Raw genomic sequence first — 22,833 nt, forward strand, 5'->3', positions numbered from 1 at the left:
CATTCCTTTCGAGGGGTCGCCGCAGATGAAGCTGCGGGTGAGTGAAAGATGGGGTTCTGCACATGATGTGCGCTGCGTTGCCTGCAATCATTGCGGGCCTTTTTGGTGTGTTTCTGCTGTGGCTGCCGATCAGCCTCCAGGCGCAACTGGTGCTCAGCCTGGCCATCCTGGCCCTGATGCTCCTGTTCATGATGCGTCCGCAGAACAAGACATTCCGCGTGATGACTTTCGTGTTCTCGGCCGTGCTCGCTCTGCGCTATGCGTTCTGGCGCACGACGGAGACGCTTCCCGACATCAACGAGCCCTGGAACTTCATCCCGGGCATCATTCTCTATGCGGCGGAAATGTATTGCCTGGTCATGCTGGCAATCAATTTCTTCATCGTCGCCGACCCGCTGGACCGCAAGCCGGCGCCGCAGCTGGCCGATGACGACAAGCCGACCGTCGACGTCTTCGTTCCGTCCTACAACGAGTCGGCCGACCTTCTGGCGCTGACACTTGCTGCGGCCAAGTCGATGAACTATCCGGCCGACAAGCTTACCGTCTATCTGCTCGACGATGGCGGCACCGATGCCAAGTGCAGACAGTCCGATCCGCGCGCTGCAATCGCTGCCCGTCGACGTCGCGAGGAACTGCAGGCGCTGTCGGCGGCGCTGGGCGTTCGCTATCACGCCCGCGCCGAAAACAGCCATGCCAAGGCCGGCAATCTGAACGCGGGTCTCTCGATCTCGACCAGCGAGCTTGTGGTCGTATTCGATGCCGACCATGCACCTGTCCGCGAATTCCTCAACGAGACAGTGGGCCACTTCAGAAACGACGAGAAGCTCTTCCTCGTCCAGACCCCCCACTACTTCCTCAATCCGGACCCGGTGGAGAAGAACCTCCAGACCTTCGGCAAGATGCCGTCGGAAAACGAGATGTTCTATTCCGTCGTCCAACGCGGCCTCGACAAGTGGAATGCCTCGTTCTTCTGCGGTTCCGCTGCCGTTCTGCGACGCAAGGCATTGAAGGAAACCGGCGGCTTTTCGGGCCAGTCGATCACCGAAGACTGCGAAAGCGCGCTCGCGCTCCACTGCCGCGGCTGGCACAGCCTTTACGTCGACAAGCCGCTGATCGCCGGCCTGCAGCCCGAAACGCTCGTCTCCTTCATTGGTCAGCGCGTTCGCTGGGCCCAGGGCATGCTGCAGATCCTGACGCTGAACCGCCCCTTCCTTCAGCGCGGTCTCTCGACGGCGCAGCGCATCTGCTACGCCGGCACGAACCTCTTCTGGCTCTTTCCCCTGACGCGGTTGACCTTCATGTTCTCGCCGCTGCTCTACATCTTCTTTTCGCTGCAGATCTTCGAAGCCAACATCACCGAATTCATCTGCTATTCGGTGACCTATCTCATCTCATCCTTCGCCATGCAGAGCTACCTCTTCGGTCGCGTGCGCTGGCCCTGGGTCTCCGAGCTCTATGAATATGTGCAGTCGGTGATGCTTTTCGGCGCGATCCTGAGCGTCGTGAAGAACCCGCGCAAGCCGACCTTCAACGTCACGTCGAAGGGACAGACACTGGATGAGAGCAAGCTGTCACCGCTGGCGCGCCCATACTTTGTGATATTCTTCCTGCTCTTTGCCGCCACCTGCTATGCGATCTGGCGTTACACGACGGAAGCAATGCCCTCCGAACTGCTGCTGATCGTCGCCGGCTGGAACATCATCAACATGGGCATCGCCGGCGCCGCCCTGGGCTCCGTCTCGGAACGGCGCGAACGTCGGCGCAACCAGCGCCTCAGCGTTCGGCGTCATGCGATCCTGCATTCCGGCGGCACAAGCCACGCCGTCATCATCGCGGATGTCTCGAGCGGTGGCCTCGCACTGCAGTTCATCGACGGACATCCGGTGAACGGGCTGGAGACGGGCGAAGAGGCCACAATCGAAATCCGCCGCCACGGCCGCGGAATGCGCGTACCCCTTGTTTGCCGCAGCATGCTGCGCCGGCAGGACGAGACGAGCTTCGGCTTTGCCTTTGCCGAGCGCACACCCGAAACCTTCATCGCGATTGCCGAGATGATGTATTGCGAACAGCAGCCGCTTCAGGAGCGCTGGAACCGTGTTCAGAAACACAAGGGCTTCTTCACCGGCACCTTCCGATTTGCCCTCTGGACGATCACCGAAACGCTGCGCGGCTTCACCTACGCCTTGCGTCTGGTTCGCGAAACGACGGAAATCTCGCATCCCGACGCGCCGCTGATCATCAACACATCGAGCAGCGTTTCGGAGCCGGGCGCAACCTATCCGGCAGCCGTGAAAGGGCCGGCCTATGCATAACCTTGAAGTCCTGCGCCGGCTCTCAGCAGCAGCGATCCTCATTTGTCTGTCGGCAAACGCCTCTCATGCTGGTGATTTCGTGCCCGCAGACCTTGGTGCGGCAAGTGTCCAGAGCGCGGGTCAGGCCGTGCCGGACATCCCCCGCCAGATGGTCGCTTTCCGCCAGACGGCAACCGCCATGCGCCTGGAAGGCGAAGACGCGGCGAGAGAACTCAGCTTCTATCTCTCAGCGGAGCAGGTCGCGACAGCAGGTCTGTTGAGACTGAGTTACACCAATGCGGTCTCGGTCATGCCTGATGACGCCGTGCTCGACATCGAGTTGAACGGTAAGCCTCTCGCGGCCTTACCCATCCGCTCGCCCAATGGTCCGGCGACCCATGACATTCCGGTCGCCGCCAAGGATCTGACGGTCGGCTGGAATCAGGTCCGGCTGCGTGCAAAACAGCACCACCGCATCGACTGCAGCGTTCAAGCAACCTATGAATTGTGGACGCAGGTCGATCCGCTGATCAGCGGCTTCCTGACCAGCGCACGTCCGAAGGACGGCGATCTCGCAGGCCTTCTGTCCGTCGGGCGAAATGGCGATGGCGCCACGGAAATCCGCGTGATTGCCGGAAACGATGCTCCCCAGACGACATTGAGAGACAGCCTGCCCCTCGTGCAGACCCTGGCACTTGTGCTCGGTCGTGAGGACCTGAGCATCACCGTCGGCGACGTCGGAGGCAGCGGACCGGGCATCGACCTCTATCTCGGTGACCCCGCAGACGCGAACCTGCCGCAACCCGCCCGCGACGCCCTTGCCGCCGCACCGCGTGGCCTATTCGTCCGGCAGGGCGAACACGGCCGCCAGATCGTCACCATGCGTGGTTCGAACAAGAGTGAGCTTCAGTCGCTCCTGGTTGCCGCCGTCAACGGCCCCCTGCTTCCGTTGATCCGCGCAAACAAGTTCGCCATGACCAAGACGCGGATCGATGGCGAGAGCCCGGGCACACACCCGCTGTCGAGCATCGGTTATCAGACGACACCTTTCGCCGGCCGTCTCTTCCAGACGAGCTTCGATGTCGTCATGCCCGCCGATTTTTATCCGGGCGACTATGCCACGGTTGATCTCAACCTGAATGCGGCCACTGCGCCCGGCCTGGCACCCGGAACGCAGTTGCTGGTCCGCGTCAATGAACGCGCCGTCGCAAGCCTCGTGCTCTACGATCCCGAGGGCAAGACGCTTGAGAACAAGCCGCTGGAACTTCCGCTCCGCGCCTTCCATCCCGGCGTGAACCATGTTCGTGTTCTGGCCGAAGTGCCGCTCGCCTCCGATCTCGTCTGTGATCCGGCCGCCCGCGACGAAGCGCGATCTCGCTTCCTGCTGCTCGAGGAAACCACGGTGACGATACCGCCACTGGCGCGCGCCGGTCGTCTTCCCGACCTTGCGGCCTTTGCTGGAACGTCCTTCCCCTTCAAGGGCCCAGCTGCTTTCGATTTCTATGTCGATGCGGCGACACCCGCACGGCTGGGCTCGGCACTAACCCTTCTCACCCGGCTCGCCATGTCGGCGGGGCATCCCCTGCCAGCCGAGCTCAAGATCGGCCGTCCAGACCCGCGCAAGACGACGAATGCCCTGATTGTCGGCGCCGGTGGCGAGCCGCTGGAGCTTGCCGCTCTTGCCGGTCAAAAGGGAGATCGACTGCAGCCGTCTTCGACCGACGATCTGATCACAGCTTCGGTAAAGGCGGGCGGTCAATTGTCGGACTCCCAGGCGCTGCTCGATGCTTTCCAGGTCGAAACGCGGCTTGAGCGCGATCAGCTGTCACTGAAGAGCCGAGCCTCTGACTGGGTGGCAACGGCCTCTACAACCGTCAACCGCTGGCTGGCCTACAAGGATATCGGACGCGAAGACGTCAAGATCGATCCGCGCGATCGCCTGATCAGTCTGAAGCAGGTTGCATCCGCTGACGGCGCTGCCGTCTGGACCTATGTCAACGCGGTGGATGAAACCATGCTTCAGCAGGGCGTCGCAGCCCTGACCAAGCCGGCAACCTGGACGGCCCTCGAAGGAGGGGAATCGGTGATCCGGCGTTCTGACCTCGAACTCGTGAACCGCTATCCCGAAAGCTACAGCTTCTTTCCGATCACCGATACGAGCCCCGCCAATCTCAGACGCCTTGCGGCTGCCTGGCTCTCCGACAACTTTATCATCTATGTCGGTCTTGTTCTCGCACTGATGGGCGGCTTCGGCTGGTGGGTTGGTTATGTCGTGCCGCGCAAGGGCGTGAGGACAGTCGAATGAAGAAGACAATCAAGACAAGACTCTCGGCCGGCACCATCCTCGCCACACTGATCGTCGCACTGCCCGCCGGCGCGACCTCGCTTCTAGCACCTGAAGCGACCGCCATCATGGCGCATCCATCGGACAGCGCGAAAGCCGTTGAAGCTGACACGCGCAAAGCGCCGGCGCCTGACACGGTCGATCTTGCCGCACTCTATTACTATGCACGCAATGGCGAGGCAGAGCGCGTCGAAGCAGAGACCCGCCGCCTGGAACTGAAGTATCCCGGCTTCATGCCCCCGGCCGACCTCTATGCCCCCGATGCCGGCGACCATGTCGATGAGACAACGCTCTGGCAACTTTACGAGCGCGATGACTATGCCGGTATCGAGCAGGAAATCAGCCGGATCGCCGCAAGCCATGTGGGCTGGGAACCGTCAGAGGATTTCGTCAGCAAGCTCGAGCGGCGCAAGCTGAGATTTGCCATGACGCAGGCAAACGAGGCGAAGGACTTTGTGACCGTCATTCGTCTTGGTGCAAAGCTCGACCCTGCGCAGGAAACCGAGATCGACCTGCTCTGGATGATGCTTGACGCTTACCGGGCAAATGAGATGCAGGAGGCACTGACGGCGGTCTATCGCAGCATCCTTTTCCGGACGCCGGAGAAGGCGTTTTCCGATGAACTGGTGCTGACCACCCTGCAAAAGGCGATGGAGGACATTCCGGCAGCCGATCTGCGCGAGGCGATCCGTGTGCTCTCTGCGGATCCCGAACTCGCTCTCTCGATGCGATCGCTCAACCTTGATCTCATGCGCCGCGAAATGGGAGACTTCGCGTCCGGCGTTGCGGGCGCACCTCAACCAGGCCCCGAGGCAATTGCCGCCGTCAGGACGGTTGCCGAGAGCGGTCAAGCGCCCGAAGACCTCGCCCTCATGGGCTGGTACATGCTGAAGATCGAGCAGCCGGACCAGGCAGCAAACTTCTTCCAGCGCATGCTGCAGAACAAGGCGACGCCGGAAGCCGTCCGCGGCATGGCGCTCAGTTTTTCCCACCAATCGAAGGACGAGGAGGCCTATGCGTTTGTCACGGAGCACCTCGACATGCTTGCCGGGCAGGACGCCTTCCTCCTCGATCAGCTATCCTTCCCTTTCAAGGGCGAGGGGAAGACCGACATCGATGAACGTGTCGTGACCCGCTATGCGGAAGCGATCCAGAAGACGGAATCGTCCGATCACGCCCGCCTCATCGGCTGGTATGCCTATAACTCGCGCCAGTTCGAGCCGGCGCGTGCCTGGTTTGCGAAGGCCTTCGAATGGAAGGCCGAGGCAGACAGTCTGAAGGGCCTGGCCCTCACTCTGACGCGACTGGGCGAGAAGAAAACCCTTGCAAACCTGCGGGAACAGCATGGCGACGCCTATCAAACGGTTTTCGCCGAGCTGAAATCAGCAGCGGAACCGCGCCAGCGGGCCGGGAAATCGGTCTCGGCACCCGCAGGCGTTCAGGCCGGCTATCTCTCGCGACTGCAGAAAAAGGACTATGGTGGCTGTGTTGCCGAGTTGCGGCGGCTTGAAGCCAGGACAGCCTTGCGGCCGGATGCACAGGTGGCCAAGGGCTGGTGTCTTCTGGGTCTCAACCATCTGGCCGAAGCGCGTCAGGCCTTCACGGCCGGTCTCGCGGGCGGTGGCGGCAAGGCGGATGATGCCGCCTATGGCCTTGGCCTCACGCTTTTGCGCGCCAATCTGACCGACGACGCAGAGGCTCTGCTGATGCAGCACAGCCTGACGCCGCTCCGCGACCGGGAACTGCGCGCCGAGCTTCTCTGGCAGCGGGCGCGCGCCGCCTTCGATCGCAAGCAATATCGCGTCACGCTCGAAGCGCTGAACACCCGCCTGCAGATCATGCCGGAGCCGGTGGGGATCAGCCAGATGCGCGCCTGGAGTCATTACCACCTTGGCAATCTGGCCCAGTCGCGCGCGATCTTCGCCCAGCTCAATCAGGTCATGGCAGACCCGGCAAACAGCAGGGGCATCGCGGCCATCAACGAACGCATGGGGATCAACTAGTGAAGCCAAACATCCTTGCGATCCTGACTCTGCTTGCGCTGCACGGCTGCACGACCGTCGAGGATCCCTTCCTTGATGGCATGACCGGCAATATGCCCGTCGCGACAGGCAACCGCGAACTGCCCGTTCATCTCGCCTCTGCTTCACTGACCGGGCTAGGCGAGATGCCGATCGGCCTTCGCCAGACATTTACGGATGGAGTGACCAGGCAAACTATGGTCTGGGCGAACACAACAACACTGCAGGGCGAAAACGCGCTGACGATATCAACCTCAGCCGCCTCAAGATCGACGCTCAGGAAAGGGCCTGACCGTGCCGAGATCATCCGAACGCTGCGGGGCGAGTTCCCGGGTGTATCAATGAGTATCGATCCGGTCATCCGCCGCAACGCTTACGGCGCCTATGGCGCAGCGACCGGCAAACTGGGCGACAAAGGCGGCTGCGTTTACGCGTGGCAGATCATCGGCCGCGACGTCGAGCTTGGCCGCAACGAGCCGAGAGAGATCCGACTGCGATACTGCCATCAGGCGCTTGGCCCGGACGTGCTCGCAGATCTCCTCACCGGGCTGTCGGTGAGAGACCCGGGGTTCGCCGCGTCCACTGCAACCGTGGCCTATGGTTATCCCGCTTTCGCTGCAGCATCAAAGCAGGTCATCCATCCTGCCACCATCGACCAAGACGCAGTTAAGTCACCTAAAACTGGAGCGGTATCCGTAGCCGCGACGACCGATCCGGACATCAAGGCCACCACACCGGTCAGAATACCAGAGCCTTAACGCGGGCCAGTCACGGGGGACAAGCCCTACGGCGTTTTCGCCTTGTTGGCGTCACGACACGAAAGTGGCAGACCTGTCCGAATTTTGAGAACATAGGGTGCTCATGCTGCGGGGATGGAGGTTTCCTGCCGCAATGGTCTGAGATCGGCGCCGTCCGTCGGGGTCCAGATGTAATCGCCAGTGAGACTGATATGCTGCCATCCAAGCGGAGTGATGTGTTTGATCACGTCGGGCGGCGTTGCGACACCTTCCCGGTTTAGCACGGCCAACGCTGGTTCAAGATAGAGCGTGTTCCAATAGACTATGGCGTTGGTCACCAGGTTATGTCCGGATTCTCGGTAGAACTGGCTCGCGAAAGTCCGGTCGCGCAGTTCTCCGAGGCGGTTGAAGAACAGTGCGCGAGCAAAGGTGTTCTCGGCTTCGCTCTTGTTGAGGCAAGCGGTTGCGTTCCTGCGCATCTCCGCGTTTTGGCCTTCTGCGCTGCGGCCACTGTGGCGGTGGTTTCGCAGCGGTCGGCCGTGACTATATCGCTTGCTCCCCTGTGCGTAAGCTTGGAACTTGCTCGCAGAAACGCTCCTTCAAGCGTCGTGAACTGGAAGAGGTCATTCTCGACCTGCTGCGTCGGCGTTTGATGCAGCCCGAAGCCGTTGCGCAGTTCATCAAGGAGTATGCGAACGAGGCGAACGCCGGTGGGGCTTCCCAAGATGCGGAACGACAGCGCATTGACAACCAACGCGGACAAATCGCGCGCCGGCTCGATGGGCTTTATGATGCTATCGCCGATGGACTTCGCACACCGGGCCTCAAAGAGAAGCTGGAGAATATGGAAGCGCAAGCTGCGGAACTGGACGCGCGATTGTCGGCCGCTGCCCCCCTCTCGCGTCCGCCTTCATCCTAATCTTGGCGAAGTCTATCGTCGCAAGGTGGCAGCATTGGCCGAGACACTCAATGACACCGCGATACGCACCTCGGCTCTGGAGAACATTCGCAGCCTGATCTCATCAGTGACCATCCGCGAGGTCGATGGCCGAACTACGATCGGCTTTAAGGTGCCATCACTGCGATGATTGCGTTGGCCCAACCTAAAACTGGAAAGGATCTTGAAGGGAGTTCGGTGAAAGTGGTTGCGGGGGCCTGATTGCACAGAGACTTGCAATATCTGCGTCTTTGGATGCGTCGCCCAATGCTTCTGCATAACAACCCGCGATAGATGGAGTCTCGGGTATTGAGTGTCTTGCGCCTAGCGATACCGTTTTGGGGCTGAAAGGAGGATGCTCGCAGCTGGGGGGCTCAGGATAACAGCGGACATTCGGGTGACCGATATGGGATGCGTTGGCTCCGTCATGCTGGGTCACCCGAACGAGGTTCGGAACAAGCCCGCCCCTTCATTTGTGAGGTGGGACGCTCGGCACACCTCACAAATCAGGATGGCGATTGACGTCCTTGTAGAGCAGATAGCGGAAGCGTCCCGGGCCGCCGGCATAACAGGCCTGGGGGCAAAAGGAGCGGAGCCACATATAGTCGCCAGCCTCGACCTCCACCCAGTCCTCGTTCAATCGATACACGGCCTTGCCTTCCAGCACATAGAGCCCGTGCTCCATGATGTGCGTTTCCATGAAAGGAATGATGGCGCCCGGCTCGAAGGTAACGATGTTGAGATGCATATCGTAGCGCACGTCGGACGGATCGATGAACCGGGTGGTTGCCCAGCGGCCCTCGGTATCGGGCATGGCGTGCATAACGCAATCGTCTTCGTGGGTGAAGATGGCCGGCGGCGGTTCCAAGCCATCAACGACCTTGAACGCCTTGCGGACCCAGTGAAACCGGACCGGCGCTGCGCTTTCGTTCTTGAAGGTCCATTTCGCCCCCGCGGGCAGGTAGGCGAACGAACCGGCGCGCAGCGGATGCTCGTGGCCGTCATAAGCGATCTTGCCCTCGCCCTCGACGACGAAAATCGCCGCCGAAGCCCGTGCATCCGGTTCCGGCCTGACGCTGCCGCCACCGGACGCGACCTCCATGATGTACTGGGCGAAAGTTTCAGCAAAGCCGCTTAACGGGCGCGCGATGATCCATGCCCTGGTTCCATCCCAATGCGGCAGGACGCTGGTGACGATGTCGCTCATCACCGTCTTCGGGATTACCGCATAGGCTGTCTTGAAGACCGCCTTGCTGGAGAGTGTCTGTGTCTGCGGCGGAAGACCGCCAGCCTGCGAAAAATAATGATTACCGCTCATTCTGCCACCCATGTCTAAACCGTCTTTCGGCAGCCCAGTCCTGCGGCGTAAGCGTCTTGATGTCAAACTGATCTCGCGTTTTCAGGTGCGGTACAAATCTCTCAAGCCACACTTGAAAGAGACCGCAGTCAAACAGTGCATTCAAAGGACGACTGTCAATGCAGAACCTGTGACAGGAAGGTTTTCAACCTTTCGCTTCGCGGGGCCTCGAAAAAGCTGTCGGCCGGCCCCGCTTCGACAATTTCGCCTTTATCCATGAAGATGCATCGATTGGCGACCCGACGGGCAAAGCCCATTTCATGCGTCACGCAGATCATGGTCAGTCCGTCGTCGGTCAGGTCCTCCATGACCTGCAGAACCTCCTTGATCATTTCGGGGTCCAGCGACGAGGTCGGTTCGTCGAACAGCATGATCCGCGGCTCCATGCACAAGGCCCGGGCGATCGCGACCCTCTGCTGCTGTCCGCCCGAGAGCTGGCTCGGATATTTATGCGCCTGATCCCCGATCTGCACGCGGTCAAGAAAGCGTCGGGCAAGGCGCTCCGCCGCTTCGCCGGTCGCGCCACGCGCCAGGCGCGGCGCAAGCGTACAGTTTTCCATGATGGTCAGATGGGGAAACAGATTGAACTGCTGAAACACCATACCGACTTCGATGCGCACATCCTGCGTGGTCGTTGGTGATCCGTCGAGCTCGATGCCGTTGACAATGATCGACCCCTCATCGTGCGGCTCCAGGCGGTTAATGCAGCGGATGAGGGTGGATTTGCCGGATCCCGAGGGACCGCACACCACAATCTTCTCGCCGCGTCGCACCTCAAGATCAATTCCGTTCAGCGCTCGGAACTTGCCGTACCATTTCTCGACGCCCTTCATGCTGACGGCAATGGAGGAGGACAGGGACGGCTCGTTCTGGGGAGGGGCAACCCCGGTCATAGGGCATGCTCCTTGCGGGCCACCAGCATCGAGCGCTTGGCTTTCAGCCAGCTGGAGGGGTGGAACAGGAGAGAGCCGATGGTCTTGACCGGCTTTTCATTGCGACGGGCATCCTCGGCCGCGTGATGACGGTTCAGGTGTGATTCAAGCCGGCGGAAACCAAGCCGCATCACGTTGACCAGAACCCAGTAGAAGGCTGCGACTGTCAGCATCGGGGTAAACGGGTCGTAGGTTCTCTCGAAGACCTCATTGGCGACTGCTGTCAGGTCGATGATGGTGATCACGCTGATGACGGCCGTGCCTTTGGTCAGCATGACGACTTCGTTCTGGTAGGCCTTGATCCCGTACCGCATCGCCAGCGGTAGCTGGATATAGCGGAAGGTGTCGCGTGGCGCGATTCCGAGGGAATTCGAGGCTTCGCTAAGCCCGGCAGGAACCGCCTCAAGACTTCCCCTCACGACGTCGACCATGAAGGCAAGGTGGTTGAGCGTCAGCCCGATCACGGCGCAGGCAAATGCGCTTCCGAAGATGAACCAAAGCGGCCCGTCGCGCAGCGCCTCGATCTGACCAAAGCCATAATAGACAAGATAGAGAAGGATCAGCAGCGGCGCACCGCGGAAGAACATCACGAAAAAGGCCGCCGGCAGAGCGAAGACCCGGTTCGACGACATTCTCGCCAGCGTCAGCGGGATACAGAAGATCAGGCCGAGGACCAGGACGATGATGGTCACCAGCATCGTCGTCCAAAGCCCGTTGAGCATGGCGGGCAGAGACTCCCAGACGAGGGCGAAGTCGATCACGAGCGCGTTCATGTGTTCACCCTGGCTAGGCCGCGGTTGAAGCGAACTTCAATACGGGCGGCGAGTGGCATGGTCAGCGCGCTGAAGACGATGAAGAACAGCGACGCCGCGATGAAGAAGACGAAAGGCTCATTGGTCGCGCCGGCGGCGATTTTCGCATTGGCGACAAGGTCGTTCAAACCCGCGAGAGACACCAGCGGGGTATCCTTGAGAACGATCAGCCAGATGTTCACCAGCCCCGGGAAGGCAAGGCGGGCCACCTGCGGCAGGATTACGTGTCGCCACGCCCGGAATGCACTCAGGTTGAGTGCCGCGCAGGCTTCGAATTGTCCCTTGGGAAGATTGCGCACGGCGCCGTGCAGCAGTTCGGCGACATAAGCCGCGTAGACGATGGTGAGCGCCGTGAGGCCCGCTCCGAACGGGGTGACATCAATGGAGCGCGACATGCCGAACAGGCCGGTCAGGATCGCGCTTCCTCCATAATAGAGGAGGAAGATGACAAGCAAGGACGGGACACCCATGATGATCGAGGAATACACCCGCCAGACGGCCTGGATCACCACATTCCGCGACAGGGTAATGATCCCGATCACTGTCCCCAGCACCAGCGCCAGGGAAAATCCGGCGACGAAGAGTTGCATCGTCACGATGGCGCCACCGCCGATCTGGCGCACATATCCCCAAAACTCCGCTGATGATATTTCCATGTCGGAACCCTTTCATCCGTGAGAGCAGCAAAGAGGCTGTGTTCAGTTGGTCTTGCCTTCGCAGGCCTCGTCTTCGGGAAGAATGGCGATATCCATGTATTTCTTGCGGATGGCCGTGTAGGTGCAGTCTGCCATGATCGCCTTGATGGCGGTGTCCATGCGGGCCACCAGAGCTTCCTCGCCCTTTCGGGCCACCCAGGACAGGCCGCGTTCATCTTCAGGCACAGAGGCCTCGCCGATCCAGTATTCTTCGCCAACGATCTCGAAGGCCTTGCCCTCCGGCTTGCCAAGAAAATCGACAACGACGTTCAGCTTGGCCTCGAAGGACATGTTGATGCGGCCTGCGACCATATCGAGATGAATCTGGTCGGGATTGTCATAAAGGACATATTCGACGGCATCGCCGAACAGATCCTGCGCCACCTTGATGTGCGCGCCGCCCCGTTGCAGCCCCATTTTCAGGCCCTTGTCGGTGAGCCCTTCCTTGGTCATCGTGTAGTTACCGTTCGCGGGAAGAACAAACACCATCGGATTGGCGACGATCCGGGTGCTGAACAACATCTTCTCCTTGCGCTCGGCCGTCGGCGTGACTTGCGACACGAGAATGTCGAACTTGCCCTGCAGCAGTGACGGGATCAGCGCCTTGAAATCCATGACGATGATTTCGCATTCGACGTCCATGCGCTTGCACATCTCACGCGCCAGATCGGCTTCGATGCCGGTCAGGTTTCCAGCGGCGTCGACCATGCTGAACGGGGGATAAACCCCCTCGTTCCCGAGCTTGAGGGTTTCAGCCGCGGCTGGCAGATGGCCCAGAAGAACGGCCATCATGCCCGCTACGACACCCATTCGGCGGCGCACCTTAGCCTGTCGCCGAGCACCGACCCGGTTGGAGGAAGAAAACCTGCTGATGCCTTGTATTGAGAGCATGCCCATGGACTTCATTCCTATTGGTTGGAGACAGGAGAAAAGCGGAGGTGAGCGCCTGTTGCACCGCCCTATTCGGACGCTGCTGCACAGGCCTCCTCGCCGGCCAGGATCGTGATGTCGAGATATTCCTTGCGGATCTTGGTGTAGGTGCAGTCCTCGATGATCGCTTTCAGGGCAACGTTCATGCGCTCGGCAATCGCCTCGTCACCCTTGCGCACGGCCCAGCTATAGCCGCGCTCGTTCGCCGGGATCGCCGGATCGCCGAGCCAGTGGTCGCCGCCAGCAAGCATGTAGTCCTTGCCTTCAGGCTTGTTGATCAGTTCGAGCGTCCAGTTGATCTTGGAATCGAAGACGAGGTCAACGCGACCGGCAAGCAGATCGAGTTGCATCTGGTCGGGGTTGTCGTAGAGGACAGGCGTGAACAGGCCTGAGAAGTTCTTTTCGACGTAAGGGATCGAGGATGCGCCCCGCTGAAGGCCAAGCTTCAGCGATTTGCCGGCAAGTCCTTCCGGGGTGAAGGTGAGATTGCTGTCCTTGCGCACGACGAAGGTCGCCGGATTATAGACGATCGGCAGTGCGTATGTGAGCTTTTCCAAGCGCTCGGGGGTCGGCGAAAGCTGGCTTGCGAGGATGTTGAATTTGCCTTGCAGAATGGATGGGATCAGCGCCTTGAAATCCATGACGACAAAATCGCACTCGACATTCATTCGCTTGCACATCTCGCGTGCGAGTGCCGGTTCGAATCCGGTGAGTGAACCGTCGGACGCAACGATGCTGAAGGGCGGATAGACGCCCTCGTTGCCAAGGAGAAGTTTTTCCGCCGAAGCCGGGCGCGCCGTGAGTGTCAATGCTCCCAAGAGCATGGAAGCGACAGTCAATACGGTTTTCGAATGCATGGACATGAGAGAACTCCCTGGAAATGAAGATGGGGAAGGCGATGTCGGATCGAGCCGTGTCTGCGGATGCTAAAAGTCCAGAAGATTGTCGCGTAGCTGCTCATGCGCGTAGGCTTTTCGTGTCAGTCCGCGATGCTGCAAGACCGGGACGAGGCCGTCGGTGATCGAGGCGATCGTGCGCCGGTTGACATTCGGTTGTTCGATGAGAAAACCGTCACCTCCGACCTCCTGCATGACCTCTGCCATCTGGCTAGCAATGCTGTCGGGCGTGCCGACCATGTCGACGCAATAGCCGCTGGTGGTATGCTCGATGATTGCCTCACGCAGGGTCTTGCCGGATGAGCGCGCAAGGAACTGGGCCAGACTGGACTGATGGCCATTGGTGGTAAGTTCGCCGATCGGGGCGTCGAGATCGCAGCCAGAAAGGTCAAGATTGGTGCTCCAGCCGAATCGCGCCAGACGCTGGTCGATGTATTTCTCGGATGCGGCCTTGCGCTCGGCTATACGTTCAGCGGCTTCCGTCATCGTCTCTGTCACAATCGGCTGGACGAGGAAGAGAACCTTACATTTGTCCGGGTCGCGCCCGATGGCTGCCATCTCGGTGCGGACGTCATTGCGATACTGCTTCATCGCTTCCACGCCCTTCGGCGCCGCGACAATGGTGTCGGCATAGCGCGCGGCAAATCCCTTGCCGCTCTTCGAGCCGCCGGCCTGGGCGATGACAGGTTGGCCCTGGGGGAGAGGGCCGGAATTCAGTGGACCGCGCGAGGCGTAGTATTTGCCCTTGTAATCGATCGTATGGACCTTGTTATGATCGATGAGCACCCCAGTGTCGCGATCACCGACGATCGCCCCCGGCTCCCAGGACCCCCAGAGTCCCTGACAGATCTGCATGTATTCTTCGGCCATGACATAGCGCTCATCATGGTCTGCGAGCTTGTCCATTCCGAAGTTCTGAGCAGACAGATCCGAGCTGCCGGTCACCACATTCCAGCCGCCACGTCCAAGCGAGATCTGGTCGAGCGTGCCGACGATCCGAGAGGTGAGATAGGGGTGGTAGGCAAATGTCGACAAAGTCGGAACAATGCCAAGCCGTGTGGTCGCAGCCGCCATCAGGGTTGCAACGACAGAGGGTTCCTGACGTGGGACGCTGATGCCATTGGTGAGAAATATTTCGCGGGAGTCCTGCCAATTTTGTCCAACATAGATCGAGTCTTCAATGAGGATATAGTCAAAGCAAGCGCGCTCCATCGCACGAGCGAGATCCAGATAGGCGCCAGGATGCATCCATTCTCTGGCAATATTTCCGGACCATTTATCGCCCCAGCCACCAATGCTTGAGCCCTGCAGAAACCATCCAAGATGAAACATATTCGTTGGCATGAAACGCGCGCTCCTTCGCAGCCGCTACCTACCTCCCTTGAGGATGTTGCTTTGCTGCATCGCAGTATGAGGACCGTAGCGACGTTTCCTGCTGATAAACATGGTGAAAACTGAAAATGAACTCCGGCTGAACCGAAGCTTTTGGCGCATCTTATTGCATCGCGATGATGTTTTTTTAATCAACGAACAGCACGCAGATAGAGTGTCATTGCTAGAATCTGCATAGTCACATCATGCAGGATTGCATCGTCCCTTTCAGAACGTCCGCAAGTAGAAACCAAATAGATCGATAGTGCTGCTGATGCCGCAGTAAGTTCTGCAACCGACGTCGTTCACGGCAGTTTGCCCGCAGCATGACTTTGACACAGAAAGTCTGTCAGGCGCCCTTCCAGCCAATCAATCTGGCCGGCGTAGGCCCTCGATCGTCTTGCCGCGGAAAAAAAGGAGGGGTTCGCCATCGGCGCGGGAGGAGGCCGCGACCACCCTTCCTATAACGATGGACACGTTGCCGTGCTCAACAACGGTCTCCACGAGACAATCGAAGACGCCAAGAGCCCGACAATAGACTGGGGCGCCGGTTGCAAGCGTCGCCCATTCGTCGTCGACGAAACGGTCGGCATTCTACAGTCCGGACTTACCTCCGAACGCGGTCGCGACATGAGCAGCGGCTGCATCGAGAAAGTTGACTGCAAAGTGTCTCTGAGACAGGACGCCTGCAAGCGCGCTGGTTTTGCGATCAATTGAGACCATCATGGTTGCGGGGTCGGCCGCCACGTGTGTCGCAGACAGGCCGAGAAATCCGACAGGTCCCTCGTCGCTCCTGGCTGTGACGATCGTCATTCCGGTGGCACGTGTGCCAAGGGTGCGCCAGAAAGTGCCTTGATCAATCGTCGGCAGCTCGGGGGTTGCTGGTGGAATGGCGCCGATCTCTATCATCACGAAGTCTCCGATGGTTTGTGGACGGTCATAGCCAGAATTCGGACGCTCGAGCCGGTCGGTCATCTGTTGCCTGTGTTTGATTGATCCCCGCAATCAGGCCATAGGAGGCCATGCGAACAGAGAGCTCATATGCCGGCGCGAGGATCACCATCTCGTCTATTTCGTAACCGGTCTTGAGCCCCGCAATTCTGGCGAAAACCTCGTCGGGGGTACCGAACACCGCCGTTTTGCGCAGACGCTGGATCGTGTCCTGATCAAGGCCGACAGCCGCTGCGATTGCGTGTTCGGGCTGCTGCAACGGCACCATGCGTCCGGCATCTCTCGAGAGACGCCAGGGGACATACGAGAGGAAAAGGCGCTCGGCCTCGGCACTGGTTGGCGCCGCCATAGCAATGAGGCACAGGCCGACAAGGGGTTCTGTCAGGGTCGGCGAGGCGCGAAAGCCTGCGCGATACGCGCCGATTGCCTGGGAGGCTTCGCTGTCGCTGCCAAAAAAATGCGCTTGGCAGAAGGGCAGCCCGAGATGGCCTGCGAGACGTGCGGAGTATTTGCCTGACCCGAGGATCCAGGGCTGAGGTGCCGTTGGCCCTCGGGGTTGTGCGAAAACTCCGGCGAAGACATGGTCATCACCGAGTGGCTCACCGCGAACCAAGGCAAGTGTGTCCTCGACATTGGCGGGAAAGCTGTCCATCGCAGACATGGAGACGGGATTATCCAGAGCATCGGGTCTCAAGGCATAGGCGGTCTGACGATCGGCACCGGGACCGCGACCAAGCCCGAGATCGATCCGCCCAGGTGCGAGCGCTTCAAGCACACGGAATTGTTCGGCAACCTTCAAGGGTGCATAATGCGGGAGTATAACTCCAGCACTACCGATCCTCATCGTGCGCGTCGCCATGGCAAGTGCACCCAAAAGGACTTCGGGCGCGGATCCGGCCATGGCCGCATTGCCGTGATGCTCCGAAACCCAATAGCGGTGATAGCCGAAACCTTCGCAGGCGCGGGCAAGCGTGACGCTGTCACGAATTGCCTGCGCCGGCACATGTCCGGCGGTGACCAGCGATTGATCTAGGACGGAAAGTGGAATCCTCCTGGTGGAGGTGCCAGCGATGTCAACGCATTGCAGCATGACAGGTGGCCGCGCCTGCATCTGGGAAGGGATGATCGCCGATGGCGAAGCGGTGGGCGATGAGATCGGCAATGGTTCCGACCTTCATTCCATGACGCCTGGCAAAGGTCATCAAGTCCGGTAGGCGCGCCATGGTCCCGTCCTCGTTCATGACCTCGCAGATGACGCCGGACGGCGGCAGTCCGGCGAGACGGGCCACATCCACCGCCGCTTCGGTGTGACCCGGTCTCGTGATCGTCCCGCCATCGCGGGCAACAATCGGAAAGACATGGCCTGGCATAACCAGATCTGACGGCCCAGCCGCGGGATCGATCGCGACTGCGATGGTGTGTGCTCTGTCATGGGATGAAATCCCCGTAGTCACACCCTGACGGGCTTCGATGGAAACGGTGAATGCAGTCTTCAATGGTGCGGTAGTAACAGGAGCCATAGGTGGCAATGCCAGTGCTTCTGCGCGTTCCCGCGTGATGGCGAGGCAGATCAGGCCGCAGGCGTTCCGCGCCATGAAGTTGATGACATCGGCGTCGGCGAAACATGCGGGGATGATAATGTCACCTTCGTTTTCTCTATCCTCGTCATCGACGAGAATGAACATCCGCCCCTGCCGCGCCTCCTCTATGATCTCCGCAGCACTCGCGACTGTCCCATCCGGTCGCGTCTTCGTCCTCTGGAATTCCGGGGTCATGATGTTCACTGCTGTCTCCTATCGTTCGCCATGCCATTTGCTTGAAGCTACGCCGGACCACATTCAGGCGACGGCGTGGAATTTCCGATCGAAATAGATGAGAGCCCCACTTTCCACAGTGTCCCGGCCGGCCACGGCCAGAACCTCGCAAAAGAAGACATCATGCGTGCCGATTGTACTGACGCTGGTCACGCGACAATCGAAATTGACGATGGCACCGGTCAATACAGGCGCGCCGGTGACGAGCTGGGTCCAGTCTCCGCCGGCGAAACGCTGTGCCATATCCTTGTTGCCGCCCGATCCTGCAAAGGTCATCGCCAGTTCCTCCTGCGGTCCGGCGACCGTGTTGACGCAAAGGACGCCCGATGCAGCAATCGTCCCGTGTGCCTGGACGGTGCGCTTGATGCAAACAAGCAGTGTCGGCGGGCTGTCCGTCACGCTCGACACCGCCGAGGCGGTAAAGCCACACCAACCGTTCTCGCCTGTGCTGGTGATGATGTTCACTGCCGCCGCGAGCTTGGCCATTGCGTTCCGGTAGTCCTGAGCTTCGACGGGAAGCCGCAATGTCAAAGCAACATCTGGTTCTGTCGTCGGGGGGATGATCTCATTGATTGCTTGTGTCATCGGGGACCTCTTTTCGGATGTTGGCACCTGATCGTGGCCTCAGAAGGTGATCAGAATTCTCGCAGCGTTTCGCGCAGGGTTGACTTGGTGTATTCGGTCCGGGTTAGACCCCGGCGCTGCAGCGCTGGTACGAGGCCCTCGCAGATTTCGAGGATGTATTGGCGGCTGATCGTCGTCGTGAACGGGCGTGTGATAAGGAAACCGTCACCGCCAACCTCCTCCATGATCTGCCCGAGACGGTCGGCAACCTGATCGGGCGTACCGACGAGTCCGTCGATTCCACGCGATACCTGCTCCATGCAAATCTCGCGCAATGTCTTGCCACTGCCCCATTGCGCAAAGGCATCAAGCGACCCCTGTTCGCCATTGGTGGTCAGGTGCGGCAGTTCGGCGTCGAGATCGAACTGCGAGAAATCGATATCGGTGATCGAGCTGATCGAGGCGAGGACTTTCTCGATATAGTCGGGATGTGCCGATATCCGGTCAAACTTTGCATGCGCTTCCGCTTCGGTTTCGCCTAGCACGGGGGCAATGACGAACAGAACCTTGATTTCGTCCGGATCGCGCCCACCGGCGCGCGCACGGGCGCGGACATCGTCCCGATAGGCCTTGATGCCATCCACACCTGACGAGGGCGCGATGATACTGTCGGCGGTCATGGCCGCAAACTGGCGCCCGCGCGGCGAGCCCCCCGCCTGTACGAAGGTCGGACGCCCCTGCGGGCCAGGCACGCAGTTCAGCGGCCCGCGGCATTTGTAGTATTTGCCGACGAAATCGATCGGTCGCACCTTGCTGTAGTCGGCATAGGTGCCGCTCTCACGATCGAGCACGACGGCATCCTTGTCCCAGCTGCCCCAGAGTTGCTTGCAGAGTTCGACATATTCATCCGCCATGTCATAGCGGTCCTGGCGGGGCGGCAGTTCATCCATGCCGAAGTTCTGGGCGGCGAGATTCTCGCCGCTGGTCACGATATTCCAACCAAAACGTCCGCCAGAAATGCTGTCGAGTGTCGAACATAAACGGGCGAGCATGAAGGGCGGATAGGCCATGGTCGACATGGTCGCGACGACGCCGAGATGCTTCGTGTTGGCGCCGATCAAGGCCGCCATCGGTGCGGGATCCGCCTTCGGGCCCATGATCGCATGCTTCAGATAGACCTCGGTGCTGTGGCCATAGGCTTCCGATATCATCAAGGTGTCTTCGAGCATGATATAGTCGAAGCAGGCGCGCTCCATGGCCTTTGCCATGTCGATGTAGAAATTGCCGTCCCATGGCCGCCCGCCGGCGCCAAAGGGATGGTTCCACTCGCTGACGGCGAAGTTCATGAACCAACCGAGGTGAAAGCGCTTTGGCATGTCTGAGGTCCTCTTGTCTGATGCAGATCGGTCATTCACTCCCGGCGCGGGTTCCTAGAACTCGCGAAGGGTCTCGCGCAGTGTCGGCTTTGTGTATGCCGTGCGGGTCAGGCCACGGCGCTGCAGGGCCGGCACGAGGCCTTCACAAATCTCGGTGACATACTGGCGGCTGACTTTCTGAAAGGGCGAACTGATCAGGAAACCATCACCTCCGACGGCCTCCATCACCTCGCCCAGCCGTTTTGCCACCTGATCGGGCGTGCCCACGACGCCGTCGAGACCGCGCGTCGCCCTATCGCTGATCAGCTGCCGCAGCGTCTTGCCGCGACCCCATTGGGCAAAGGCGTCGAGTGAGCCCTGCTCGCCATTGGTGGTCAGCCGGGGCAGTTCCTCGTCAAGCTCGAATTGCGAAAAGTCGATATCGGTGACCGAGCTGATGGAGGCCAGCGTCTTCACCTGATATTCGGGCGAACTGACATAGTCGTCGAGCTTGGCCTTGGCAGCGGCTTCGGTCTCCGCCAAGACGGGGGTGACGATGAAGAAGACCTTCACCTCGTCCGGATCACGCCCGCCGGCTGCCGCACGAGCGCGAATATCATCGCGATATTCCTTCATCGCTTCGTTCCCGGATGCGGCTGCAATAATGCTGTCGGCGGTCATCGCCGCGAACTGGCGACCACGTGGCGATCCCCCTGCCTGCACGAAGGTCGGACGACCCTGCGGGCCGGGCACGCAATTCAGCGGCCCGCGGCATTTATAGTATTTGCCAACGAAATTGATGGGTCTGACCTTGCGGAAGTCGGCATAGGTGCCGGTCTCACGGTCGAGCACGACGGCATCCTGGTCCCAGCTGCCCCACAGCTGCTTGCAGAGTTCGACATATTCATCCGCCATGTCATAGCGGTCCTGCCGGGGCGGCAGTTCATCCATGCCGAAGTTCTGGGCGGCGAGATTCTCGCCGCTGGTCACGATATTCCACCCGAACCGCCCGCCGGAAATGCTGTCGACGGTCGCACAGAGACGGGCGAGCATGAAGGGTGGATAGGCCATGGTCGACATGGTGGCGACAACGCCGAGATTGCTTGTCTTGCTGGCGATCAGTGCCGCAAGCGGCATGGGATCGCTCTTCGGCCCCATCAGAGCATGCTTGAGGTAGACCTCCATGCTGTGGCCATAGGCCTCCGAAATCATCAGTGTGTCTTCAAGCATGATATAGTCGAAACAGGCACGCTCCATGGCCTTCGCCATGTCGACATAGAAGTTTCCGTCCCAGGGTTTTCCACCGGCAGAGAAGGGAGCATTCCAGTCATCGACCGAGAAATTCATGAACCAGGCGAGGTGAAAGCTCTTGGGCATTTTACGCTGTGTCCTTGCATCCATCGTACCTGCCGCAGCCGTAGAACGGCCCGCAGGTAAAGGGGGGTGAAGGAACGTTAATCGCAGTGCAGCATGAGTGACCATCGGCAAAGCTCGATGCTTTGATTGGTCAGGATGGATGCTTTTCGAACAGGCCGTTACCCTGCAATCATAGGATCTTGCTTGTGTCGGGAGCAACTCCCCTGGAAAATCTGCAACTTTCCGCTTTAGTGAAAAAGCTGCGCAAGCTGTCATTCCGCGCCCGAAAACTGTTGCGGTGCACCATTCCGGTCAAGCCATGCCATTTACATGAGCAGTTTGCGCATGTCCGGCAACGGCTCGTTTGCGTCGCCCCTGAGTGCGACGGATTCCAAGCCCTTGAAAAGTTGACTTTTATCAAAGATCGCAAATGCGTTTCTTGTGTTGGCACAATCTTTGCTGAGGAACGTACTAGGGCGGCTCAAACAGTCAGAACTGGTTTACAATGTCCAATTTGTCCCAGATCTATGATGTAGACCTCAAGTTGCTGCGATGCTTCTGCACGATCGTCGAGGAGGGTAGTTTTACGGCTGCCCAGTCGGTATTGAACCTCTCGCAATCCATGCTGAGCGAATATCTGAAATCGCTGGAAATTCGCCTCGGCGTTCGGCTCTGCCAGCGCGGCCCGAAAGGCTTCAAGCTCTATCATGAGGGCGAGGTCGTCTATCAGGCGGCAAAGGAGTTGTTCGCCTCGGTGGAGAACTTCAAGCAGCGGGCGTCCAATCTCAATGACAGTGCCGGACATGAACTGATCATCGGAGTCCAGGACCACATCGTCGACAATCCGCGTTCGCGCATTGCGGAAGCCATCAGCCGGCTGGCCGAGTACTACCCCAATGCGCGCTTCAAGCTGGAAGTCATGCTGGGATTTCAGATGACAGGTCATGTGGCCGACGGCCTCATTCACGTCGGCATCGGCCTGACCGACGACCACTTCAGCCAACTGACATTCGAACCGCTGTTTCCGGAAACGGCAGCGATCTATTGCGGTCGGGCGCATCCGCTGTTTCACATTCGCGATTCAGACATCACGCTGCAGCAGATCGAAAGTGCTGTCTATGCCAACCGCGGCCATCTCGAACACTTCCATCCCGAACGGATCCGGAATGCTGCGACCCGTGGCGACATCGGATACGGCGCTCACGCCCATATGACCCTGATCCTGTCGGGGCGCAATATCGGCTATCTGCCCGATCACGTCGCTCAGCCACATGTCGAAACCGGCAGGCTGCGGGTGCTGCGCCAGGACCTCACCCGAAAGGTGCATGCCATCGCAGCGGTGACGGGGCCAAGTTCCAGCGAATTCAAGCTTGCACGCCGGTTCGTCGATTGTCTCATCGACACCCATATGGAAAGCATTCCGATGACCAGCAAGCTGGCTATGGTCGCGTCCTGACAAGCGTCCTGTTC

20 protein-coding genes and 1 pseudogene are annotated in these 22,833 nt (G+C 59.8%); 7 read left to right on the top strand and 14 right to left on the bottom strand.

What is annotated here, in order from left to right; all coding sequences use genetic code 11:
• The first annotated feature begins 77 nt into the window (after window positions 1-77).
• The 4 genes from bcsA to bcsN are packed head-to-tail and all read left to right on the top strand — an operon-like array spanning window position 78 to window position 7,414.
• Complete coding sequence (bcsA, locus tag GH983_RS16760) at window positions 78-2,312, top strand: UDP-forming cellulose synthase catalytic subunit (RefSeq protein ID WP_246727414.1); 2,235 nt, start codon at window positions 78-80, stop codon at window positions 2,310-2,312.
• Entirely contained in the window at window positions 2,305-4,596 is a 2,292-nt protein-coding gene (locus tag GH983_RS16765) for a cellulose biosynthesis cyclic di-GMP-binding regulatory protein BcsB (RefSeq protein WP_153763005.1), read from the top strand. The genes bcsA and GH983_RS16765 overlap by 8 nt, the downstream gene beginning before the upstream one ends.
• On the top strand, window positions 4,593-6,638 hold the full coding sequence (locus GH983_RS16770) for a lipopolysaccharide assembly protein LapB (protein ID WP_069043103.1): 2,046 nt from the start codon (window positions 4,593-4,595) through the stop codon (window positions 6,636-6,638). Before GH983_RS16765 ends, GH983_RS16770 begins: the two co-directional genes overlap by 4 nt.
• On the top strand, window positions 6,638-7,414 hold the full coding sequence (gene bcsN, locus GH983_RS16775) for a cellulose biosynthesis protein BcsN (protein ID WP_069043102.1): 777 nt from the start codon (window positions 6,638-6,640) through the stop codon (window positions 7,412-7,414). The genes GH983_RS16770 and bcsN overlap by 1 nt, the downstream gene beginning before the upstream one ends.
• A 101-nt stretch (window positions 7,415-7,515) precedes the next feature.
• Here bcsN and GH983_RS16780 read toward each other — a convergent pair whose 3' ends face one another.
• Window positions 7,516-7,872 carry a transposase gene (locus tag GH983_RS16780; protein WP_246727415.1) on the bottom strand — a complete coding sequence of 119 codons (357 nt, stop codon included), beginning with the start codon at window positions 7,870-7,872 and terminating at the stop codon, window positions 7,516-7,518.
• Between GH983_RS16780 and GH983_RS16785 the strand changes: the two genes are divergently transcribed.
• Together GH983_RS16785 and GH983_RS24480 are read left to right on the top strand one after the other, a co-directional pair.
• The gene (locus GH983_RS16785) at window positions 7,857-8,312 is read left to right on the top strand and encodes a zinc ribbon domain-containing protein (protein WP_153763006.1); all 456 of its coding nucleotides are present in this window, start codon (window positions 7,857-7,859) and stop codon (window positions 8,310-8,312) included. The genes GH983_RS16780 and GH983_RS16785 overlap by 16 nt on opposite strands.
• Window positions 8,313-8,346: 34 nt before the next feature.
• The gene (locus GH983_RS24480) at window positions 8,347-8,481 is read left to right on the top strand and encodes a hypothetical protein (protein ID WP_256367273.1); all 135 of its coding nucleotides are present in this window, start codon (window positions 8,347-8,349) and stop codon (window positions 8,479-8,481) included.
• Window positions 8,482-8,829: 348 nt separating this feature from the next.
• Here the strand turns inward: GH983_RS24480 and GH983_RS16790 are convergent, their stop codons facing one another.
• The 13 genes and pseudogenes from GH983_RS16790 to GH983_RS16850 form a co-directional block, all read right to left on the bottom strand.
• On the bottom strand, window positions 8,830-9,648 hold the full coding sequence (locus tag GH983_RS16790) for a bifunctional allantoicase/(S)-ureidoglycine aminohydrolase (RefSeq protein ID WP_153763007.1): 819 nt from the start codon (window positions 9,646-9,648) through the stop codon (window positions 8,830-8,832).
• Window positions 9,649-9,803: 155 nt separating this feature from the next.
• On the bottom strand, window positions 9,804-10,580 hold the full coding sequence (locus GH983_RS16795; protein ID WP_153763008.1) for an amino acid ABC transporter ATP-binding protein: 777 nt from the start codon (window positions 10,578-10,580) through the stop codon (window positions 9,804-9,806).
• The gene (locus GH983_RS16800) at window positions 10,577-11,392 is read right to left on the bottom strand and encodes an ABC transporter permease (protein ID WP_069043098.1); all 816 of its coding nucleotides are present in this window, start codon (window positions 11,390-11,392) and stop codon (window positions 10,577-10,579) included. Before GH983_RS16800 ends, GH983_RS16795 begins: the two co-directional genes overlap by 4 nt.
• Entirely contained in the window at window positions 11,389-12,054 is a 666-nt protein-coding gene (locus GH983_RS16805) for an ABC transporter permease subunit (RefSeq protein WP_246727416.1), read from the bottom strand. The genes GH983_RS16800 and GH983_RS16805 overlap by 4 nt, the downstream gene beginning before the upstream one ends.
• 75 nt (window positions 12,055-12,129) lie before the next feature.
• Complete coding sequence (locus tag GH983_RS16810; RefSeq protein ID WP_153763010.1) at window positions 12,130-12,936, bottom strand: transporter substrate-binding domain-containing protein; 807 nt, start codon at window positions 12,934-12,936, stop codon at window positions 12,130-12,132.
• Between the two features lie 149 nt (window positions 12,937-13,085).
• Window positions 13,086-13,919 (bottom strand): transporter substrate-binding domain-containing protein, encoded by an 834-nt coding sequence (locus tag GH983_RS16815; protein WP_210251757.1) that lies wholly within the window; start codon window positions 13,917-13,919, stop codon window positions 13,086-13,088.
• 63 nt (window positions 13,920-13,982) lie between these two features.
• The gene (locus GH983_RS16820; protein ID WP_246727417.1) at window positions 13,983-15,200 is read right to left on the bottom strand and encodes an NtaA/DmoA family FMN-dependent monooxygenase; all 1,218 of its coding nucleotides are present in this window, start codon (window positions 15,198-15,200) and stop codon (window positions 13,983-13,985) included.
• A 492-nt stretch (window positions 15,201-15,692) separates the two neighbouring features.
• Window positions 15,693-16,298, bottom strand: a pseudogene (locus GH983_RS24360) (flavin reductase family protein).
• Complete coding sequence (locus GH983_RS16830; protein ID WP_194842739.1) at window positions 16,261-17,364, bottom strand: LLM class flavin-dependent oxidoreductase; 1,104 nt, start codon at window positions 17,362-17,364, stop codon at window positions 16,261-16,263. The pseudogene GH983_RS24360 and the gene GH983_RS16830 overlap by 38 nt, the downstream one beginning before the upstream one ends.
• Window positions 17,348-18,049: a 3,4-dihydroxy-2-butanone-4-phosphate synthase gene (gene ribB / locus GH983_RS16835; protein ID WP_153763633.1), complete on the bottom strand. Its 702-nt coding sequence runs from the start codon at window positions 18,047-18,049 to the stop codon at window positions 17,348-17,350. The genes GH983_RS16830 and ribB overlap by 17 nt, the downstream gene beginning before the upstream one ends.
• Window positions 18,050-18,112: 63 nt before the next feature.
• Window positions 18,113-18,673, bottom strand: coding sequence for a flavin reductase (locus GH983_RS16840; protein ID WP_153763013.1), 561 nt, complete (start codon window positions 18,671-18,673; stop codon window positions 18,113-18,115).
• 50 nt (window positions 18,674-18,723) lie between these two features.
• A complete protein-coding gene (locus tag GH983_RS16845) occupies window positions 18,724-20,028 on the bottom strand; it encodes an NtaA/DmoA family FMN-dependent monooxygenase (protein WP_153763014.1) in 1,305 nt (434 codons plus the stop codon).
• A 54-nt stretch (window positions 20,029-20,082) separates the two neighbouring features.
• Complete coding sequence (locus GH983_RS16850; RefSeq protein ID WP_153763015.1) at window positions 20,083-21,384, bottom strand: NtaA/DmoA family FMN-dependent monooxygenase; 1,302 nt, start codon at window positions 21,382-21,384, stop codon at window positions 20,083-20,085.
• A gap of 484 nt (window positions 21,385-21,868) precedes the next feature.
• Between GH983_RS16850 and GH983_RS16855 the strand changes: the two genes are divergently transcribed.
• On the top strand, window positions 21,869-22,819 hold the full coding sequence (locus GH983_RS16855) for a LysR family transcriptional regulator (RefSeq protein ID WP_153763016.1): 951 nt from the start codon (window positions 21,869-21,871) through the stop codon (window positions 22,817-22,819).
• Window positions 22,820-22,833 lie beyond the last annotated feature (14 nt).

The organism is Agrobacterium sp. MA01, assembly GCF_009650195.1.
GTDB lineage: Bacteria > Pseudomonadota > Alphaproteobacteria > Rhizobiales > Rhizobiaceae > Allorhizobium.